Genomic DNA, 20745 nt, shown 5'->3' with positions numbered 1-20745 from the left:
TCATCAGGCAAGCCATGACGCGCCGCTCCGACCGCATCCAGTTCGACCTGAAAACGCTGCGCCTGTTCGAGGCCACCGCGGAACTGGGCGCGATCACCAAGGCCGCCGAACGCCTTGCGCTGGCGCCCGCTGCCGCTTCACGGCGCATCAGCGAGATGGAGACGCAGCTCGGCGTGGCGCTGTTCGAGCGCCGTCCGCACGGCATGACCCTTACCGACGCGGGCCGTGCCTTGCTGGCTCACGCCCGCAGCATGATCCACACCGCCGAGCGCATGCATGAAGATGCCGCCGCGTTCCGGCAAGGCGCGCGGGGCGTCGTGAAGATTGCGGCGTGTACCTCGGCGGTATTGCAGTTCCTTGCTGAAGACGTGCAGCGCTGCCACGCGGCGCATCCGGGTATCGACATCGACTTGCAGGAAGCCAACAGCCACGGCGTGATGCAGGCGCTCACGCGCGGCACGGTCGATATCGGCATCTATGAAGCCTCGCTCGGGCGGCTCGATCTGCCCACGCGCCCGTATCGCGAAGACCGGCTGGTCGTGCTGACCACCGCCGATCACCCGCTCGCCGTGCACGCCGAAGTACGCGCCGCCGATCTGCTCGACTGCGATGTGATCGGCCTCACGGTGGGCTCGGCCATCTCGATTGCGCTCAGCCGTCTCGCCAGCCAGATGGACCGCAGCTTGCACATGCGCATTCGCGTCGGCAGCTTCGACAGCATGACGGCGATGGTCGCGGCGGGCGTCGGCATTGGCGTGATGCCGCTGGGCGTGGCGCGCGTGCTGGCGAGCGGCAAGCGCTTCCGCATCCTGCCCATTGAAGGCGCGTGGCCCGTGCGCCAGATGCTGCTGTGCCATATTCCCGCCGACGAACTGTCGTCCTCGACGCTCGCCGTGCTGGACCTGCTGGCGCAGCCGGTTTCGCAAAAGGCGAAACCTGCATAAGCCAATGAGCGATGGCGTGGGCGCGTGTTTGTCCTTAACGTAAGGACTTTCCGCTCGCAAGAAGCGGAGCGTTCCCACCGTCATCGCCGGAGCTTCATGACTTCCACTTCCGTACGCATTGCGCTCAGCATCGGCGACCCCGCCGGTATCGGCGCGGAGATCATCGCGCGTCTGCTGGCGGATCCCGCCACGCGCCAGCATGCCCACGTCACCCTGATCGGCAATCGCGACGCCCTCGCCCGAGGCGCCGCCGCCGCGAACGTGCCGGTTCCGCAGGCCAGCGACTGGCTCGCGATACCTGCATGGGCCGGCAGCGACACCGTGTTCGAGCCGGGCGTCATCAGCGAGGCGAGCGGCCGCTTCATGCTCGATTCATTGCGGCTCGCCGTGCAGCAGGTCACCGAAGGTCATGCCGATGCCGTGTGCTTCGGCCCGCTCAACAAGAGCGCGCTGCGCGCCGGCGGCATGCAGGAAGAAGACGAGATGCGCTGGTTCGCGAAGCTGCTGGATCATCGCGGCGTGTGCGGCGAGCTCAACGTGCTGGATCCGCTATGGACCGCGCGCGTGACCTCGCACATTCCGCTGCGCGAAGTATCCGAGCGGCTTTCGCCGGAAGCAGTGGCGGACGCCATCGGCATGCTCGCGGCGGCGCTGCGCGCGGCGGGCGTCGCGGAGCCGCGCATCGGCGTGTGCGGGCTCAATCCGCATAACGGCGATCATGGCAACTACGGCAGCGAGGAGACCGACATCATCGAGCCGGGCATGCGTCTCGCGGCTCAACGCGGCTGTGCCTCCACCGGCCCCTATCCTGCCGACACCATCTTCCTGCGCGCCCGCGCCGGCGAACTCGACGGCATCGTCACGATGTATCACGACCAGGGGCAGATCGCGACCAAGCTGCTCGGCTTCGAAGTGGGCGTGACCGTGGAAGGCGGCCTGCCGATCCCGGTGACGACGCCCGCGCACGGCACCGCATACGACATCGTCGGCCAGGGTCGCGCGAGCGGCACCGCCATGGCGCGCGCGTTCGATCTCGCCTGCCGCATGGCGCGCTCGACGCAAGCAGCTGCCGCCTGACCAAGGCAAATGTGAATAAAAGGACCGGCGGCGCACGCTCGCGCCGACACGGTCATCGCATCTGGAGGAGACATGGATTCGCAATCGCTGCGCGCCCCGCGCACGCAGGTTCAGAAGGTCGTGCTCGCGCTGCTCTGCGCGATGTCGTTCATCCTGTATCTCGACCGCGTGAATCTCGCCGCGGCCGCCGGGCCGATCAAGGCCGAGCTGGGACTGTCCAACACCACGCTCGGCGTCGCGTTCTCGGCGTTCGGCTACACGTATGCGATCTTTCAGATCGTCGGCGGCTGGCTCGCCGACCGCATGGGCGCGCGCCGCACGCTGTTTGTCTGCGGCGCGATCTGGGTGGTCGCGACCATCGCCACCGGCATGGTCGGCGGGCTGGCCTCGCTGTGCGCGGCGCGGCTGCTGCTCGGCATCGGCGAAGGCGCCGCGTTGCCCGCGCAGGCCCGCGCCATCGCCAACTGGTTCCAGATGAAGGACCGCGGCTTCGTGCAGGGCATCACGCACTCGTCGTCGCGGCTCGGCAATGCCGTCGCGCCGACGCTCATCGCGCTGCTCGCCACGCTGTATTCATGGCGTCTGTCGTTCGTCATCGTCGGCGTGCTGACGGCCATCTGGATTGTCGTGTGGGTCTGGTACTACCGCGACGATCCGCGCGCGCACCGGCGCATCAACGAAGCCGAACTGGCGCTGCTGCCGCCCGCCGCCGACCCTTCGCAGGCGCGCGCCGCGACACCCTGGCGACGCATCTTTGGCCGCATGACGCCGACCATCTTCGTGTACTTCTGTCAGGTGTGGAGCAACACGCTGTTCTTCAGCTGGGTGCCGCTGTTCTTCCTGCATGGCTATGGACTCAACCTGAAGGAGTCGGCCATCTTTGCGTCGGGTGTGTTCCTCGCGGGCGTGGTGGGCGACGTGACGGGCGGCTTCCTCAGCGACCGCGTGCTCAAGCGCACCGGCAGTCTCAGGAAGGCGCGTCAGGGTGTGATTGCGTTCAGCCTGCTCGGCGCGCTCGGCTTCATGATCCCGGTCATGCTGAGCCGCGACCTGACGGTGGCCACCACGTGTTTGTCCGGTGCGTTCTTCATGCTCGAATTGACGGTGGGCCCGATCTGGGCCGTGCCGATGGACATCGCGCCGCTTCACGCGGGCACCGCGAGCGGCATGCTCAACACGGGCGCGGCGCTCGCGACGATCATCTCGCCGGTCGTGTTCGGCGTGGTGATCGACGCCACCGGCAACTGGAGCCTGCCGTTCGTCGGCTCGCTGCTGTTCCTGCTGCTGGGCGCGTTGATGACGCTCAAAATTCACCCGGACCGCACGATCGACGATGCCTCCGAGCGGCACGGGCTGGACGGCGGAGATGCGGCTGGTGCGGTCGGACGGTCAGGCTGAAGGCGTCACGAACACCCGTACAGGTCCGCAGGTTTGCCGATTTTCGATAACGCCCGACGCACTGCCCTGCTTAACATGGACTGATCGCGATCAGTCCAGGAGCAGCCGTTGAGTCATGCAGAAGCCATTGGCCATCGGACCTGGCGCTTCGCCGATCTGAAAACCCTGCTGGCGAAGGCCAGTCCTTTGCGTTCGGGCGACCAGCTCGCGGGCCTCGCCGCGGCCAGCGAGGAAGAGCGCGTCGCCGCGAAGCACGCGCTGGCCCGCGTGCCGTTGCGCGCGTTCCTGAACGAGCCGCTGATCCCGTACGAACAGGACGAAGTCACGCGCCTGATCCTCGACGGACACTCGCCCGCCGCCTTTGCCGAGATCGCTCATCTGACGGTGGGCGACTTTCGCGACTGGCTGCTGAGCGCCTCCGCCGATACGGCGGCGCTCACGCGCATCACCGACGGCCTCACGCCCGAGATGGTCGCCGCCGTCTCCAAGCTGATGCGCAATCAGGACCTGATCGCGGTGGCGCGCAAGCGTCCGGTGGTCACGCGCTTTCGCAATACCATTGGACTGCCGGGACACATGTCCGTGCGCCTGCAACCCAATCATCCGACCGACGATGTCAAGGGCATCGCCGCGTCCATGCTCGACGGCCTCATGTACGGCTGCGGCGACGCCGTCATCGGCATCAATCCCGCCACCGACAGTCTCGCCGCCATCACGACGCTGCTCGTCATGATCGACGAGTTCCGCGAACGCTTCCAGGTGCCCACGCAATCCTGCGTGCTCACGCACGTGACCAACACCATCAGCGCAATAGAGAAAGGTGCGCCGGTGGACCTCGTGTTCCAGTCGATTGCCGGCACCGAGAAAGCCAATGCGAGCTTCGGCATCTCGCTGGCGCTGTTGCAGGAAGCCTTCGATGCCGCGCGCTCGCTGCAACGCGGCAGCGTGGGCAACAACGTGATGTATTTCGAAACCGGCCAGGGCAGCGCGCTCTCGGCGAACGCGCATCATGGCGTCGACCAGCAGACCTGCGAAGTGCGCGCCTATGCGGTGGCGCGCCGTTTCGAACCGCTGCTCGTGAATACGGTGGTGGGCTTCATCGGACCGGAGTATCTCTACGACGGCAAGCAGATCATGCGCGCCGGGCTCGAAGACCATTTCTGCGGCAAGCTGCTCGGCGTGCCGATGGGCTGCGACATCTGCTACACCAATCACGCCGAAGCGGATCAGGACGATATGGACGTGCTGCTCACGCTGCTGGGCGTGGCGGGCATCAACTTCATCATCGGCGTGCCGGGCGCGGACGACGTGATGCTCAACTACCAGAGCACGTCGTTCCATGACGCCCTCTACGCGCGCGACGTGCTCGGCCTGAAGCGCGCGCCGGAATTCGAGGCGTGGCTCGAAGCCATGCGCATCACCGATGCGCGCGGCGCATTGCTGGAGAACGCGTCGCGCATTCCGCTGCTCGAATGGATGGCGCACGAATGAGCGAGGATGTCACCAGGAATCCTTGGGCGGCGCTGCGCGCGTTCACGCAGGCGCGCATCGCGCTCGGGCGCGTGGGCAGCGGGCTGCCGACCGCACCGCTGCTCGCGTTCCAGCTCTCGCACGCGCAGGCGCGCGACGCGGTGCATCACCCGCTCGATGGCGCCGCACTGCGCGCGCGTCTCCACGATGCCGGCTTTATGGGCGTGATCGACGTACACAGCGACGCACCCGATCGCGCGCACTATCTGCGCTGCCCCGATCGCGGCCGGCGTCTGGCCGACGCGAGCCGCAGCGTCCTCGATGACGCGCCGAAGGACCACGACGTGCTGTTCGTCATCGCCGACGGCCTGTCCGCCTTTGCCGCTTCGAAACAGGCGGTGCCTTTGCTTCAGGCGATCCGCGCAAGGCTCGCTGGATGGCGGATCGGTCCGATGGTCATTGCACGACAAGGCCGCGTCGCACTGGCCGACGAGATCGGTGAGCGCTTGCGGGCCCGCATCGTCGTGATGCTGATCGGCGAGCGGCCGGGACTGAGTTCGCCCGACAGCCTCGGCATCTATCTGACCTTCGAACCGAAGGTCGGACGCAGCGACGCCGAGCGCAACTGCATCTCCAATGTCCGTCCCGAAGGTCTGGGCTACGAGGCCGCCGCCTACAAGCTGCACTATCTGCTGACGCATGCACGCCGCCTGGAGATGACCGGTGTCGGCCTGAAGGACGACAGCGATGCCTTCGTCACGCTGAACGGTTATCCCATGTCGATCGAATGAAATCGACACGGCATTTTGGCGATCTATAGTCGATGCATGAACAGTGTAGCGACAGCATCGAAGTCATCGAGCCCTGCCGGCGTGCGCCATGTCGTCTCGCACGACGCGGACGAACAGGCCGGCAATCTGCAAGGCTGGCGGCAGCTCTACGACCAGCTGAGCGCGGGCCGCTTCGTCGGCATGCTCGAGGAAACGCACGTCGACGGCATGCATCTGTTTCGCGAAACCACGAGCCAGTGTCTGCGCCAGACCTGCGAAGTGCCCGCCGATTCATGCTGGTTCGGCATCCCGCTCTCGCGCGGCGCAACAGGCCGTATCCATGCCCGCACGCTTGCCGACGATGCCCTTGCCTTCCGGCCCGGCGGGGTCGAGTTCGAGCTGGCGACGCCGCCCGGCTACGAGATCCTCGGCGTGGTCATGAAGCATGCTGCGCTGAGCGACTACGCGCAGACGGTGGAACGCCTCGCACTCGAAGACGCGTTGCCGCGCGGCGAGATCGTCATCATCAACCCCGCGAAGCGCGCGCAACTCGCGGCGGCGCTGCTGTCGATGTTGCGCGGCGGCGCTTCAATGCCCACCGTGGCGCTCGCGTGGATCTTCGAGAGCGGCGCGCTCGGCTGCGGCGCGGATGCGCCCTTGCCTGCGCCCTCGCGGCGCGGCGAGATCGCGGCAGCGGCACGCCGTCATGTGCTCGCGCACCGCGACCGCGCGGTGAACGTGCCCGAACTGTGCGCGCACCTGCATGTCAGCCGGCGCACGCTTCAGTACTGCTTCCAGGAAGCGTTCGGCATGGCGCCGAACGTGTATTTGCGCGCCCTGCGCCTCAACGGCGCGCGCCGCGATCTTCGTCACGCCGGGCAGCGTGCGCAAAGCGTGCAGGATATCGCTGCCTCATGGGGCTTCTGGCATCTGAGCCAGTTCGCGCTCGACTATCGCAGGCTGTTCGGCGTCAGGCCTTCGGACACGCGCGCTCAGGGCCTTGCAACGATCGACAGATAACGCGTCGGCAGCTTCACGCCATAGCAGGCGTGCGGCGTGCCGGCGTCGAAATAGATGCTGTCGCCCTTCTCCAGCGTGAGCGGCGCGTAGTCGCGCATCAGGAACAGCAGCGTGCCCTCGGTGACATAGATGAACTCCTGGCCGTCGTGCGCGGACAGCACATGTTTGCCCGTGTCGGCAGTGGCCTCGATCAGCGTCGGTTCCATCGACTTGGTCACCAGCTCCGTGCCGAGCCACTCGAACACGCCGGTGGACGTGGGGTGCTTGATGCCGTGCCCCGCGCGGCTGACCGCGCGGCAGCCTTGCGCGAAGGACTTGTCGTTGCCCCCGACCATGTCCGGCCAGCGGATGTCGAGCGCCTTCGCCAGCCTCGACAACACGGCATACGTAGGAGAAATGCGGCCGTTCTCGACACGCGAGATGGTGGATATGGCCACCGACGACAACTCCGACAACTTCGCGAGCGTCATGCCGCGCGCGTGACGATGCTGCGCAATGGTCTCGCCTGGACTGGCTTCTTCGGCCGGCGCGGGCGTCTCCTGCCTGCGGGTGGCGACCGCCTTCGCCGCGGTCTTGCGCACGGGCGTTTTGCGTGCCCGGTTCTCTGTCTTCATGGTGTCTCTTCTGATCTGTTCGATGCATGACGGGGAAACGCCATCCCGACATGGTGACACAGGCGCGGCCACTTTGCGCTAGTTTGCATATTTGCAAAATTATTGCTTGACCGCGCGATTTTAGCTTCCTACGATCGTTTGCACGGTTTTGCATAAATGCAAAAACAAGCCGCCGCTACCCGTTCACTCACACAAGGAAGGGCTGACCACCATGATCGACGATCCAATCCAGCGCGCCATCGAAACCGTCAAGTCGTCACGGCGAGGCTTTCTCAAGACGGCGGGCTATGGGGTCGTGGCGGGCCTCGGCGCCAGCACGCTGGGCGGCAACGCCTTCGCGGCGGCGCCCGTGGGCAGCGCGATCAAGACGGTGCGTCCGGGCTATCTGACGGCCGCGTGTCTCGGCGACATGCCGATCGCCTCGGTCCGCGACGGCAAGCTGGTCGGCACCGACTTCGACATGCTGGCGCTGATCGCCGAGCGCCTGCAACTGAAGATCGACGTGCAGAACATGAGCTTCTCCGCCGTGATCGAGGCGGTGAAGTCGGGGCGCGTGGACTGGTTCGGTGGCAACTTCGCCTGGACGCCGATCCGCGCGAAGCTGCTGCTGCTCACCGATCCGGTTTTCTATACCGGCGCCTACGTGATCATGCGCAAGAACCAGACGGCCAAGACGTCGCTCGCGGTGGCGGACCTGAGCGGTCACACCATCGGCACGGCCACGGGTTATTCGGTGGTGCCGGACATGAAGAAGGTGCCGGGCGTGGTCGAGGTCAAGCTGTATGACGGCATCGATTCGTGCCTGCGCGACGTGACCGCCGGCCGCCTGGACTTCGCGGTGCTCTACGCTCCGACCGTCGACTACATGATCCAGCAGAATCCGTCGTGGGGACTCAAGCAGATTCCCATCGCGTTCGACACGGCCTATCCGAGTCTTACCGGCAAGTTTGCATCGATCTGGGGCGTGAGTCCGGACAAGAAGGACCTGTTCGACGGCATCAACGAAGGCGTGCGCTGGCTGTGGCGCACCAACCAGATCAAGCCGATCCTCGCGAAGTACGGCATCGACAATCCGGACTATCTGCAGCCGATGCCCACCGATCCGCGCATCGGCGTGGACCGCGACGCGAAGGGCGCGCTCATCGGACCGTTCGCGCACGAGCCGCGCGATTTCAGCCAGGCCTTCGCTTAAGGCGCGCTCATGGGACACCGCGACATGGCAGCCACGCTCATCAACCCTCCGTCCGTCGCCACCCGGCCACTGGTGCGCATCGACGGCTTGCACAAGTCCTTCGGCGCGCATCACGTGCTGAAGGGTATCGACCTCGACGTGATGCCCGGGCAGAAGGTGTCCCTGATCGGCCCGAGCGGCTCGGGCAAGACCACGCTGCTGCGCTGCGTGAACTTCCTGGAGACGCCGAGCGCGGGCCATATCCTGATCGACGGCGAAACGATCGGCGAACGGCAGCAGGGCACGCGCTGGCTACCGATGTCCGGCCGCGATCTCGCCGCGATGCGCGCCAACATCGGCATGGTGTTCCAGCGCTTCAACCTGTTCCCGCATCTCAGCGTGCTCGACAACGTGCTGCTCGGTCCGCGCAAGGTGCAGAAGCGCAATGGCCGCGACCTGATCGACGAAGCCCGCGCGATGCTGACGAAAGTCGGCATGGACACCAAGCGCGATGCGTTTCCGGACCAGCTCTCGGGCGGCCAGCAGCAGCGTGTCGCGATTGCCCGCGCGCTCGCGATGAAGCCGCGCCTCATGCTGTTCGACGAAGCCACGTCCGCACTCGATCCGGAACTCGTCGGCGAAGTGCTCGGCGTGATGCGCAAGCTCGCGGAAGAGGGCATGACGATGATCATCGTCACGCACGAGATGCGCTTTGCGGAAAGCGTCTCCGACAAGGTGGTGTTCATGGCGGACGGCAAGATCGTCGAGGAAGGGCCGCCGCGCCAGATCTTTCACGAGGCGCAGGCCGAACGCACGCGCGCGTTCCTGCGCGCCGTGCTGGAGCACTGACATGGCGCTGCTCACCGCATGGGCGAACAGCCTGCACTTCCTGCCGTACTTCGCGCGCGTCCTGTGTGTCTCCGCCGTCACGACGGTGGCGCTCGCCGCGAGTGCGTTCTGCGTGGCATTCCTGCTGGGCTTCGTGCTGGCCTTGATGCGTCTGTCGCGCAGTGTGTGGCTGAAGGGCATCGCGAATGTCTATCTCGAACTGTTCCGCAATGTGCCGCTGCTGACGCAACTGTTCGTGCTGTACTTCGGGCTGGAGCGCATCGGCGTGTCGCTGCCCGCGTTCGTCGCGGCAACCCTCGGCTTCGGATTGAACGGCGCGGCCCTGTTGTCCGAAGTGTTCCGCTCGTCCATCAACGGGGTCGATCGCGGCCAGCGCGAAGCCGCGATGGCGATCGGCATGACCTGGCCGCTGGCGCTCGCCACGGTCGTACTGCCGCAGGCGATGCGGCTCGCGCTGCCGGCGCTGGCCAACTTCGCCATCGGCTTGCTGAAGGATACGTCGCTCGCCTCCGCGGTCGCGGTGCCCGAGCTCGTGTTCCGCGCGAAGATGCTGGTCAGCGAGACCTATCAGACCAACCTCATCTATTTCATCGTCGCGGTCATTTACCTGCTGCTGAGTCTCGCGCTGTCGCGCCTCTCGACGGCCACCGAACGCGGCTTCGGCAAAACGAGGACGGCGCTGTCATGAGCTACGCGGAATTGTGGGCCTCGATGCACGACGAACTGTTCCAGGCCGCGTGGGCCACCTTGCGGCTGGCGTGCGGGGCCATCGTCATCGGCATCGTGCTGGGACTCGTGCTGGCCATCGTGCGCATTGGCAGCAGCGGCCTCGCCGGACGCATCGCGCGCATCTATATCGAAGTGTTTCGCGGTACGCCCGCGCTAGTGCAGCTGTTTCTCGTGTACTTCGGCTTTGTCGCGATCGGCATCCGTTTCGATTCGTATCAGGCAGCCGTGATCGGACTCGGCATGAACGCCGCCGCCTACTTCGCGGAGATCTTCCGCGCGGGCATCGCGGCCGTGCCGCGCGGCCAGAGCGAGGCGGCGTACAGCATCGGCATGACCGGCGGCGCGGCGATGCGCTGGGTCGTGCTGCCGCAAGCCATTCGCCTCGTGCTCGCGCCCTCCGGCAACGTCGCGATCTCGCTGCTCAAGGACACCTCGGTGGCCTCGCTGATCGCCGCACCCGATCTCATGCTGCGCGCCCAGGATCTCAGCTCGCAATACTTCATGCCGTTCGAAATCTACGTCACCGTGGGGGCGTTCTACTTCGTGCTGTGCTATCCGCTCTCGCAGCTGATGCGGCACATCGAGCGGCGTCATCCGTCGCACAGCTGACAGCCACGCTTTCCAACCCGAGCTTCACGCTCATTTTCAGGAGTACCAGTATGCGCAAGGTCATCGCAACCGGCTTGCCGGATGGAACCGCACCGGTGGAATGGGCAACCGTCTCGAACGGCACGCTCTACACGGCGAGCATTCCCGTACGCGCGGACGGTTCGATCGAAGACGGCGACATCGTCAAGCAAGCCGAGCTCACGTTCAACAACCTGAAGCAGATCGTCGAGTCGGCGGGCGCCACGATGGACGACGTGACGCAAGTCCAGGTCTTCCTCACGGACAAGAGCTATTTCGAAGGCATGAACGAGGTGTATCGCCGCTTCTTCACGAAGCCGTATCCGAACCGTGCGACGATCATCGCCGACCTGATGGTGCCGGGCGGCAAGATCGAAATCCTCGCCCACGCGGATGTGAGCAAGGCCGCCTGATGAAGCATGTCATCGTCATCGGTGCGGGCATCATCGGGACGACGACCGCGCTCGCGCTCGCGGGCGCGGGCTGCCGCGTCACGGTCATCGACGGCCGTCCCGAGGCCGGCCTCGAAACCAGTTTCGCCAACGGCGGCCTGCTCGCCGCCAACAGCGCGCTGCCGTGGTCCTCGCCCGGCACGCCGCTGCAACTGCTCAAATGGCTCGGCCGCGAGGATGCGCCGCTGCTGCTGCGCCCGCGCGCCATTCCGGGACTCGGCATGTGGGGCCTGCGCTTTCTCGCGAACTGCCGTGCCAGCAAGTATCAGCGGACCGCCGCGGCGCTGACTGCATTCGGGCAGCACAGCCTCGCCATCATGGAGCGTCTGCTCGGCGAGCAGCGCATCGAGGCGAAGATCCGGCACGGCGGCCTGCTCGAACTCATTCGCGGCAAGGACGCCGAACGTCACGCGGAAAACTTCGCGCGCATGCTCGAACGCATGGGCGCGAAGGTCACGCGGCTCGACGGCGCGCAGACCGCCGCGCTCGAACCCACACTGGCGCCCATCGCCGACAGCATCGGCACCGGCTTGCTGCTCGAAAGCGACGCCTGGGGCGACGCGCGCGCGTTCAGCGTCGCGGCGGCCGCCGCAGCGCAGCGCCAGGGCGTGGTCTTCCGCTGGAACACGGACGTGCTGGGCATCGACGCAAAAACCGGCGCGGTGCGCGGCGTGCGCCTGCATGACGAGACGCTGAGCGCGGACAGCGTCGTGATCTGCGCGGGCGCGCTCTCGCCTGCATTGGTCGCGCCGCTCGGCGTGCGCCTGCCGATGGCGCCCGTCAAGGGCTATTCGCTGACGCTCGCCGCCAGCGATCTCGACTTCATGCCGGCACGGCCCATCGTCGATGACTTCGAGCATATCGGCGTGACGCCGCTTGGCGACACGCTGCGGGTCGCGGGCACGGTCGAGTTCGACGGCTTCGACAAGACCTTGCGCCCGGCACGCGTCGACAATCTCAGGCGCGCGCTGAGCCGGCTGTTTCCGCGCATGACGCTGCCCGACAACGTGCGGCCGTGGTGCGGCCTCCGGCCCATGGCCGCCGATGGCCTGCCGCTCGTCTCCGCCACGCGCGTGCCGCAGTTGTTCGTCAATACCGGCCATGGCGCGCTGGGCTGGACGCTTGCGTGCGGTTCGGCGGAACTCGTTACGTCGATGGTCACCGGTCAAACGGACGGGCGCAACTCGCCCTTCAGTCTCACACGTAGCTTCTGGTAATCGTCAAGGGTCAAGGCCAAGGGTCAAGGCCAAAGGGTCAAGCATGGAAAGGCGTGAGGTCGTGGTGGTAGGCGCGGGCGTGGTGGGCGTGTCGTGCGCGCTGTGGCTGCGTCGTCAGGGACACGACGTGATGGTGGTCGATCGCGGCGAGATCGCAGGCGCGGCCTCGTTCGGCAATGCGGCGACCATCGCGGATTATGCGTGCACGCCCGTGCCGCAGCCGCGTATCTGGCGCGACATGCCGGGCCTGCTGTTCGGCGTGGAGTCGCCGCTGTCGATCCGCTGGTCGCGCATCGGCCAGTTCGCCGGTTGGCTCGCGGGCTTCCTCGCGCAATGTAACCGGCGCGCGTATGTCGCGAATACGGAGGCGCTCGCCGCGATCCTCCAGCACACGTTCGAAGGCTATGCGCCGCTGCTCGACGCCAGCCCCGAGGCGCGCGCGTTCATTCGTCACGAGGGCTGCCTTTACGCTTACAGGACCGAGCGGGGCATGCGCCGCGCCACCGCTGACATCGCGTTGCGCCGCAGCCTCGGCGTACAGCAGGAGGTGCTCGGTCACGACGAACTGACGCGCCTCGAACCGGCGCTGCATGGCCGCGCGCTGGGCGCGATCCTGTTTCCGTCCGCGCGTCATCTGCTCGATCCGCAAGGCTTCGTGCAAGCGCTGGCGCGGCCGTTGATCGAAGAAAGACGTTGTGCCCGCATGGAGGTCGCGACGCTCAACGCAAGCGCGCGCGGCATCGAGATCGGTACGGCGGATGGGCGCGGCATCCTCGCGGACCGCGTGGTGCTCGCGGGCGGGCCATGGTCGGCGCAACTCGCGGCGCAGATGGGCGACCGTATCCGGCTCGGGGCGGAACGCGGCTATCACGTCGAATTCCAGCTCGACAAGCCGCTGTTCACCCGGCCGACCTGCATCGCCGAATCGAGCTTCTACATGACGCCGTTACGCGATGGACGCCTGCGCGCGGCGGGCACGATCGAACTCAGCGGACTGTCGATGCCGCTGAACACGAAGCGCACCGACTTCATCGAACGCAACATCCGGCGCAATATTCAACTGCAAGCGCCGGTGCGCAGCAGCTGGGTGGGCGTGCGGCCTACCCTGCCGGATTATCTGCCGGTGATCGGGCCGTCATCGGCGGACCCGCGCGTGATCTATGCGTTCGGCCATCAGCATCTCGGCATCACGCTGGGCGGCGCCACGGGTCAGCTCGTCGCGCAACTGATCGCGGGCGAACGACCCGCGTTGCTCGAACGTTTTTCGGCGAGGCGCTTCGCTTAGCGCGGACGTCTCCGCCGCGCGGCTTCACTCAAGCCAGCACCGCCGCGCCTACCTTCGTCTTCCAGTCCGACATGACCTGGTGCGAATTGAGCGCGTGATTCAACAAGCCCTGCACGCTCTTGATGGCCGCCTTCTGCTTCGTGGTTTCATCGCTCGTGTGCAGGACCACTTCCTTGCGCTCGCGCGCCTTGAACGAGAAGCCGGAATCGCGCATGTACTTGGCCGCGTAGTGCTTCAACGCGGAGAAGTAGTCCGTGCCCGCGTCGTAGCTGCGCTGCGAGGTATCGCCGAGATCGTTCACCATGCGGATCATCGTCATCAGGCTGCCGCAGATGCCGGTGTTCAGCGTGAGCATCGGGATGATCGCACTGGCCTTGCAGCCTTCCTTGAAGAACTCGGTGAAGCGCGCCGTGTCGTGCACCAGGCCGCCGCGGTTCATGGTCGCCGGCCTGAAGTTGCCTTCCTGATAGTTCTCGCGCGGCTCGCGGTCGTACATCTGCCGTGCGAGCTTCAAAAAGTCCGCGATGCGATGCGCCTCGGCCAGCCGCATGATGGTCTTGACGAGCCATTCGATCGCCGTCATCACCGCGCTGACGAGCGCGCCCGCGCCCGGCAGAAAGATCTGCGCGGACAGGCCGCCCACACCCTTCAGCACGTCCTTCACGCCCCCGCCGATATCCATCTCCATCTCACGCTCGATGGCGCGCGCGAGTTCGGCCGGATGTCCTTCGCGCAATTCGAACTTCTTGCGCAAGGACACCATGGAGAATTTCTGGGCCACGGCTGCGAAGGTCTTGGCGAGCCCGGTGAAAATCTCGATGCCTGAGCCGACATACGGCGCGGACGCCTGGCAGATCGCCACGACTGCCTTCTCGATCAGCGTCTTGATCGCGCTGCCCGCCAGCGACGCGGGCCAGTCGCCGTCCGCCAGCATCTTCGTGCGCACGGTATCCACGACGCCGCGAATCTTGTTGTACACCCACTGCTTGAACTTTTCCCACTCGGTGGTGATCTGCCACGATCCGAGCGTACGGAACGATGCACCCGCCAGCGCCTGACGCTTGATGACCTGCTGCGCGGCCATTTCCGTGCCGTCGCCCGATGCAACCGTCTTGCCGAGACCCAGCGCCCCGCCGCCCGCGCTGATGAACGTCGATGCATCCTGGCTCGGCAGCTTGCCCATCCCGACCGACTTCGAGGTCATCTTGTTGCCGGTCGCGCTGAAGATGGCGTTGCCGCTGTCGCCGGAGAGCTTGGTGGGATCGTTCTTCGAGATGTCGAAGGTCGTGCCGAGCGAAACCGCCGTGCCCGCCACGCTCAGGCCTTCGATTGCCATGCTCGCGTAGTTCGCCGCGCTCAGTTCCACCGTGATATTGGACAGCAGATACAGCACGCCGAAGCGCGCATGCGGAATCTCGTGGTTGTCGATTCTGGACAGCGCCGTCGCATGCACGACCGACGGCGCGACCGCCACGCTTTTTTCCAACGCCTTGAAGAGGTCCGCCATGAAGCCCTTGCTCGCCTTGTTGCGCTCGCACTTGCTCCACAGTCCATGCTTCTCGCGCAGATAGGCCTTCATCTGGTTGTAGAGCATGTGCGCCGCATAGCGTTCCTGATCCGGCGACTTGTTGACCTGCGCGTAGAACGCCTTGTAGCACTCGTCCATGGCGAGCGTCGACGGACTCCGCTTCGAGAACGTCAGCGAAGTCTTCTTGATCCATTCGTCGGGACTCGGCAGTGTGCCGAGCGTGGGCGTGAGCGACGAAATCCTCGGAAAGCTGGCAGGCATGTTCATGACAGGACCCGTTGGTCAATGGTTGTTGTCTTGGTGATGGAGCGAACCAGCGTCATTCGATGCCGAGCATCGACAGATAACGGGCCATGTCGCCCTCGCTGCGCACGACTTCGCGCATCAGTTCGGGCAGCGGCATCTTGCCCCAGGCCACCGCGCGCCACAACAGGAACGGCGTCGGGCTGTGCGGCTCCTGTTCGGCGAGGTAGTCCGCCACGAGTTCGAGCAATTGATACGCTTGCGCGCGGCTTTCCACGCGCGAGAGCGGGACGGCGCCCGCCGGGCTCAGCGGCATCGCGGGAGAGACCGGCGTCGTCGGGAGTTCGTGCAACACGGTGTCCATGGCGTGCTCCTGCGAGGCAAATTGAGTGTGGGCGAGTGCATCGCCGACATGGATCGGCTCGGCCGGCGCCGGGCGCGCGTTGTCGCCAATCAGGCTCGTCACCGCTTGCAGCACGCGTCCGAGCGTCTCCGCGACGCGTCCCAGATGCGGCGCATCGTGTCCGAGCCGTTCGTCGAGCCGCGCGCTGAACATGCGCCACGCGGCCTGCGCGGTTTCTACCTGCTGATGCAGCGACACCAGCGCAGCGAGGTTGCCGGCGCGGCGCACATGCTTGTCGAGCAGATCGCGTGTAAGCGTCGCGCCCTCGCCCGCCTGCGCCGTGATGACGTGCTGCCATTCATCGAGGTTCACGTACTCCGGCTCGCGATCCTCGATCATCAGGAGCGGCAGGTGCACGGTGAGCACCAGCGGCAAGGTCTCGTTGAGCCACGCGAACGGGGCAATGCGCGCGTCGGCGTCGCCAGGTTCGAGTTCGGGCCAGGCGTGCGGCCAGTAGCGGTCCGCGAGCGCAATCATGAGCCGCGTGCCCGCGATCAGTCCTTCGACGCGATGCATCCGCGTCCACGCTTCGCACAGCCACGCCGCCAGCTGGAAGTCCTTGCTGCGGGTGGCGAGCGCCTCGGAACACAGCACCGCGACGCGCTTCCAGTCCGCCTTGACGAGCGGCCGTTCCCATTCGCCCATCGGCAGCGTGGCATCGTCGTGACGGCGCGCATCGCGGATCTGCTGATACACCGGGTCATAACGCAGGGACACGCCTGCGCCATGGTTGTCGTCATCGTTGATGATCGGTTCGAGCAGCGCGTCGAAGTCGATTACGACCGTCGCCACGGTGTCCATCGGATAGGCCTGTTTCATAACGCGCTCCATTCGGGTGCACGAACCGGGAAGCTGCCGGGCCACGGCAGCGGCGTCTTCTTGCCTGCGGGCATCAGCGTGACGCGCATGAAGAGGCGTCCGTGCGCCTGCTTCGGCAACAGCGAAAGATCGGCCGGATTGGCCGTGCTCAACGGGAATTCGAGGCGCAGTAGTTGCGACACGCGATCGCCACGCGGCCCCGCATCCGCGACACGCTGACGGTTCACGAACGAGATCAGCGCCCACGGATCGTTGAACTGCCACGTCAGCGTGCGGCCGTCGGTGCTGTAGCCGCGTTGCTGCGGATCGGCGGCGGCGGCCAGCGGCGAGTCCTTCGCGAAGTGCACGGTGAGCACGACAGGCGTGCCAAAGTCCCAGTGCAGCGTGCGCGGCGCGTCGTTCATCGACAGGCTTTGCGAGCCCGTCGTGAGCGTCCAGTCGATCATCTGGTTGCCCGCCACTTCGGCATTGCGGTTCACGCGGAACTCGACGTTCAGGTCATAGCCGTTGGGCGCGCCGTCGTCGGACGGATAGAGCGGCGCGAGCAGCGCCTTCACCTGATCGAAGTTGTCGATGAACTGGCGCACCTTGTTGTTGGTCAGCGACGCCGTGGAACCCGACGCATGGAACGTCTCCGACACGGCGTCATAGCGCTTGAGCACCTGCCCCAGTTCGCCGAAGTCCGCGACGCTCGGCGTGGCCGCGTTCGCGCGCGCCGCCACCGGCTGCATGCTGGCGCTCTCGAACGGCAGGCGGCCCGCGACGCTCTCGTTGAACGCGCTCGCGAAGTTGCCCCATTCCTGCCGCAGGTCGAACACGTAGCCCGAGCGGCAGCGCGCGAGCAGACGGTCGTAGAGACGCGCATGAAGGGTCGCGAAGTAATCGTCGCCGCCGCCGCTCGACACGCGGCCCGAGAACTTCGACATGCAGCCCGCGCCATTCGGATCCGCCGCCACCGACAACGCGAACTGCTCCAGACGCAGCAGACTGCTGTTCGGATTCTTGAGCCGATAGCGTTCGAGATCGCGTTCGATGGCCTGCCAGCGCTGCGCGAGCGGTGACGCGGCATCGGCGGTATCGAGCGCGGCGAGATAGGTCGCGGCCTGCTTGCCGAGCGCCAGCGCGCGCTGCGCCTGCTGATCCAGATACGGCGCGAGACCGGCCGCATCGTTGACGCCGAAGGCTGCGAGAATCGGCGCACGCGTGCTGTGCGCGGTGTCCGGCATGTCCTGGCGCGTCGCGTACAACTCGGATTGCGAGAGCGCCTCGTCGACCCGCTGAAGGTGCTGCATCGCATCGCCGGATACGAGCGAGTTCAGCTCGTCGATCTGCGCGCTCGCGCCGAGTTCCGTCAGCAACGCGCCGATGCGCGCGATCCGTGCCCGCGCCGCATCGAAGGCGGCCGTGTCGGCATCGCTCAGCGGCGCTGCGGGACCGATGTTCGCCGCCGACGCCGTCTGCGCAATCAGCAAGCGCGCGAACTGCTGGTCGAGCGCCGTTTCGACCGCCGGACGCGCCGTTGCCGGCAGGTTCACGAGGCCATCGGTCAGGAAGCGCTTGCGCATGTCGCCGAGCGCGAGCGCCTGATCGAGCTGCGTGCGATCCCAGGCGATGGCGCTGCCATCGACGAGCGTCGGCAGTTCGCGGTCGCGCGGCGCGATCATGAACGGCTGGTTCAGCAGGTTCGACAACGCATCGCGCAATGCAGCGCGGCCCGGCGATACCGTGTAGCGCGCGTCCTTGTCCGACCAGAGCACGCCGCTGTCCGCACCGCCGAAACGCAACGCCAGTTCGCTGCGGAAGGCCTGGAAGCCGGTGTCGTCGCGCTGGCGCATCTGGTTCGCGAGATCGGCGCCCAGCAGGCGGTTCTGCGCGATGCGTGAAAGCGTGCGGTCATACACCGCGCCCGGCATGAACTGCGTCTGATGCAGCCAGCCGCCCTTGCCCGAGGCCAGCAACTCGCGCTGCGTATCGACGCCCGCCACCACCGCGCGATACCCCGCCGCGATGCGCGTGATGTCGCCGCTGTCGCCCTCGGCCATGCCGAGGCCATTCAGATGCTCGCTGATGCCGCGTTCCGCCGTGAGCAGCGGATTGTTGGCGAACAGGCCGTTGTCGAGTTGCTGCGCGCCCTTGTCGAGCGTGCAGCGGAACGCCTGGCGCACCGCATTCACGTCGACGCCCGCATCCGTGCTCGCCACGCCGTCGCGGTTCGCGCGCGCGCGATGAAAGTACGGCACGCTGTCTGCCACGCTGCCCTGCAACTCCGCGCCGAGCGCGTAGCGCACGACGAGCCGCAGCGCGTCGGCGTTGCCCGACGAGGGCTGCTGCAAGCGCTGCAAAGCCTGCAAGGCGGCGTCGAACTGATCGACGTTGTTCACGTACAGCTGAAGCGCGCGCATCTGCGGCAGATCGTCGATGGCGAGGCTCGCGGGCGCGAGCGCATCGCTGCGCGCGCCCGCGGGCGCGGCGCAGTCGTCGCCGATGATCAGTTGCCCCGTGCTCGGGTCGCGTCCCACGCCGGTCAGCGTGCCGACGCGCGCGACCATCTGGCGCTCGAGCGCGGCCACCGCAATCTCGCCGAACTCGCGCTCGAAGCGCTCTTTCACGCGCGCGTTGAGATCGTCGATGAAGGACCAAGAGCCCGGCATGAACACGGTCCAGCCCGTGCCCGTCTTGATGTTCTGGTTCAGCGCAATCAGGCCGAGCGCCTTGCGCCGATACCAGTCGGCGGGCATGTCCTGGCCTTGCTGCGCGGCGGCGGCACGCTCGGCCGAATCGCGATGCAGCGAACCGAGCGCCGCGACGAGTTCGCCATTGCGATGACTCAGCTGCGCCGTCGCGACCACCAGTCCGATACCCCAGCCGCCCAGCAACGCCACGCCGCCCCAGCGCAGCGCGCGATTGAGCACCGGCCGCGTCAGATGCTGCGAACGCGAAGGACGCGTGAGACCGTACTCGGAGAAGATCTTTTTCTCGAACAGATCGCGCAGGAACGCGGGCTGCAACATCAGGTCGTTGATGTGCGCGTTCGGCTCGCGGCGGCCATCGCCGAGTTCATGTTCCGTTTCCGGGGCTTCTTCAAGCAAGGCTTCCGGCGCGGCGTTCACGGCTTCCTGCGCGACGCTCCATTGCGCGAACTCGCTTGCATCGCCGGTCAGGTAGATGCCGCGAAAGAAGAACGGCTCGTGGTACGCGCTCGCGCGCAGCAGTTCATCCACGTAGGACTGGAGCTGCGCACGCATGGCGTCGATGCGCGAAGGCAGTTGCAGGAACTGGCGTGCGTCCAGATGCGCGGGATCGAGCGCGAACAGTTCCGCGCTCGCGTCCGACACCGAACGCATCACGCTGTTCATCGCCGTATCGACCCAGCCGGGCTGATACGTGGTCGAGAGATCGTAAGGCGACGACCAGCCGAGCATGCTGGCCCGCAACGGCTCCGGCAACGCGCGCGCGAAGGTCGCGAAGCCCGGCAGCGCATCGCAACCGGTCACCACGACATACACCGCGAAACGCATCGCAAAGCGGTTCTGCGCGAGCCACAGGCGGCGGTGCGCCAACTTCGCATGGCGCACGAGTTCGAGGCGCGCATCGGTGTCGTCCGCGAGCAGCGTTGCAGCGGGCACCGTGATGACCACCGAATCGAACGGACGCTGCGGCCGATAATTCCGGCACAGGCTCAGGAACTCGTCCCACGGCTTGCCTTCGTCGTCATCAGGCGAGCCGAGATAGGCCGCCTTGATATCCACGACAATGCCGCGATCAAAGAAGTGCCACGAGATGCCATCGGTCGCCGCGAGGCTCGACGCATCCGCCCCGAGCACGCTCGCCACGCCTGCCTGCGCGATCGGCAGCGGACGCGGATCGTCGCCTTCGTTGAGGATCATCACCCACGGAATGTTGTAGCGTTCCGCGCGCGTGGCGATGTTGCCCTCGATCAGTTCGACCGCCTGCCGGAACGCGCTACGCAGCGAATCCGACCGCAGCCGCACGATCTTGCGTTCGGCCTGCGGCTTTGCATGCGAACCATGCAGCGCGAAGTAGACGACCGCGCCGAGCACAGCCAGCACGACCAGCGTCAGCACGCCGATCGACAGCAGAAAGAGATTGCTCGTCAGCATGGCCGCGC

General features: G+C 66.3%; 17 protein-coding genes. 13 read left to right on the top strand and 4 right to left on the bottom strand.

Going from position 1 to position 20745, the window contains the following annotated elements; genetic code table 11:
- The first annotated feature begins 14 nt into the window (after positions 1–14).
- From QCE63_RS15870 to QCE63_RS15845, 6 genes are all read left to right on the top strand, one after another.
- A complete protein-coding gene (locus QCE63_RS15870; RefSeq protein WP_309834295.1) occupies positions 15–944 on the top strand; it encodes a LysR family transcriptional regulator in 930 nt (309 codons plus the stop codon).
- A gap of 96 nt (positions 945–1040) precedes the next feature.
- Positions 1041–2021 (top strand): 4-hydroxythreonine-4-phosphate dehydrogenase PdxA, encoded by a 981-nt coding sequence (locus QCE63_RS15865; RefSeq protein WP_309834294.1) that lies wholly within the window; start codon positions 1041–1043, stop codon positions 2019–2021.
- Positions 2022–2093: 72 nt separating this feature from the next.
- A complete protein-coding gene (locus QCE63_RS15860; RefSeq protein WP_309834292.1) occupies positions 2094–3419 on the top strand; it encodes an MFS transporter in 1326 nt (441 codons plus the stop codon).
- Between the two features lie 108 nt (positions 3420–3527).
- Entirely contained in the window at positions 3528–4910 is a 1383-nt protein-coding gene (locus tag QCE63_RS15855) for an ethanolamine ammonia-lyase subunit EutB (RefSeq protein WP_309834291.1), read from the top strand.
- Complete coding sequence (eutC, locus tag QCE63_RS15850; RefSeq protein ID WP_309834289.1) at positions 4907–5680, top strand: ethanolamine ammonia-lyase subunit EutC; 774 nt, start codon at positions 4907–4909, stop codon at positions 5678–5680. The genes QCE63_RS15855 and eutC overlap by 4 nt, the downstream gene beginning before the upstream one ends.
- A gap of 36 nt (positions 5681–5716) precedes the next feature.
- Positions 5717–6679 (top strand): helix-turn-helix domain-containing protein, encoded by a 963-nt coding sequence (locus QCE63_RS15845; protein ID WP_309834287.1) that lies wholly within the window; start codon positions 5717–5719, stop codon positions 6677–6679.
- Here the strand turns inward: QCE63_RS15845 and QCE63_RS15840 are convergent.
- Complete coding sequence (locus QCE63_RS15840; RefSeq protein WP_309834286.1) at positions 6652–7293, bottom strand: XRE family transcriptional regulator; 642 nt, start codon at positions 7291–7293, stop codon at positions 6652–6654. The two genes, QCE63_RS15845 and QCE63_RS15840, sit on opposite strands and share 28 nt — an antisense overlap.
- 211 nt (positions 7294–7504) lie before the next feature.
- Between QCE63_RS15840 and QCE63_RS15835 the strand changes: the two genes are divergently transcribed.
- Genes QCE63_RS15835 through QCE63_RS15805 form a run of 7 tightly spaced genes read left to right on the top strand, consistent with a single transcriptional unit; the run spans position 7505 to position 13623 of the window.
- On the top strand, positions 7505–8485 hold the full coding sequence (locus QCE63_RS15835; protein WP_309834285.1) for a transporter substrate-binding domain-containing protein: 981 nt from the start codon (positions 7505–7507) through the stop codon (positions 8483–8485).
- A 24-nt stretch (positions 8486–8509) separates the two neighbouring features.
- Positions 8510–9313: an amino acid ABC transporter ATP-binding protein gene (locus tag QCE63_RS15830; RefSeq protein ID WP_309834284.1), complete on the top strand. Its 804-nt coding sequence runs from the start codon at positions 8510–8512 to the stop codon at positions 9311–9313.
- A gap of 1 nt (position 9314) precedes the next feature.
- Positions 9315–10001 (top strand): amino acid ABC transporter permease, encoded by a 687-nt coding sequence (locus tag QCE63_RS15825; protein WP_309834283.1) that lies wholly within the window; start codon positions 9315–9317, stop codon positions 9999–10001.
- The gene (locus QCE63_RS15820) at positions 9998–10651 is read left to right on the top strand and encodes an amino acid ABC transporter permease (RefSeq protein WP_309834282.1); all 654 of its coding nucleotides are present in this window, start codon (positions 9998–10000) and stop codon (positions 10649–10651) included. The genes QCE63_RS15825 and QCE63_RS15820 overlap by 4 nt, the downstream gene beginning before the upstream one ends.
- A 50-nt stretch (positions 10652–10701) precedes the next feature.
- Positions 10702–11082, top strand: coding sequence for a RidA family protein (locus QCE63_RS15815; protein ID WP_309791056.1), 381 nt, complete (start codon positions 10702–10704; stop codon positions 11080–11082).
- Positions 11082–12338 (top strand): FAD-dependent oxidoreductase, encoded by a 1257-nt coding sequence (locus QCE63_RS15810; RefSeq protein WP_309834281.1) that lies wholly within the window; start codon positions 11082–11084, stop codon positions 12336–12338. The genes QCE63_RS15815 and QCE63_RS15810 overlap by 1 nt, the downstream gene beginning before the upstream one ends.
- A gap of 43 nt (positions 12339–12381) precedes the next feature.
- Complete coding sequence (locus tag QCE63_RS15805) at positions 12382–13623, top strand: FAD-binding oxidoreductase (RefSeq protein WP_309834278.1); 1242 nt, start codon at positions 12382–12384, stop codon at positions 13621–13623.
- 28 nt (positions 13624–13651) lie between these two features.
- Here QCE63_RS15805 and QCE63_RS15800 read toward each other — a convergent pair whose 3' ends face one another.
- From QCE63_RS15800 to QCE63_RS15790, 3 genes are read right to left on the bottom strand one after another with little or no spacing between them, the layout of a single operon-like run.
- Positions 13652–15418, bottom strand: a complete 1767-nt coding sequence (locus QCE63_RS15800) for a hypothetical protein (protein WP_309834277.1) — start codon at positions 15416–15418, stop codon at positions 13652–13654.
- 52 nt (positions 15419–15470) lie between these two features.
- On the bottom strand, positions 15471–16616 hold the full coding sequence (gene tssA / locus QCE63_RS15795; protein WP_309834276.1) for a type VI secretion system protein TssA: 1146 nt from the start codon (positions 16614–16616) through the stop codon (positions 15471–15473).
- A complete protein-coding gene (locus QCE63_RS15790) occupies positions 16613–20737 on the bottom strand; it encodes a type VI secretion protein IcmF/TssM N-terminal domain-containing protein (RefSeq protein ID WP_309834275.1) in 4125 nt (1374 codons plus the stop codon). The genes tssA and QCE63_RS15790 overlap by 4 nt, the downstream gene beginning before the upstream one ends.
- Positions 20738–20745: the final 8 nt, after the last annotated feature.

It is taken from the genome of Caballeronia sp. LZ065 (assembly GCF_031450975.1).
Classification (GTDB): Bacteria; Pseudomonadota; Gammaproteobacteria; order Burkholderiales; family Burkholderiaceae; genus Caballeronia.
The sequence above is the reverse complement of the archived record's forward strand: the minus strand, read 5'-3'. Positions and strand labels throughout refer to the sequence as shown.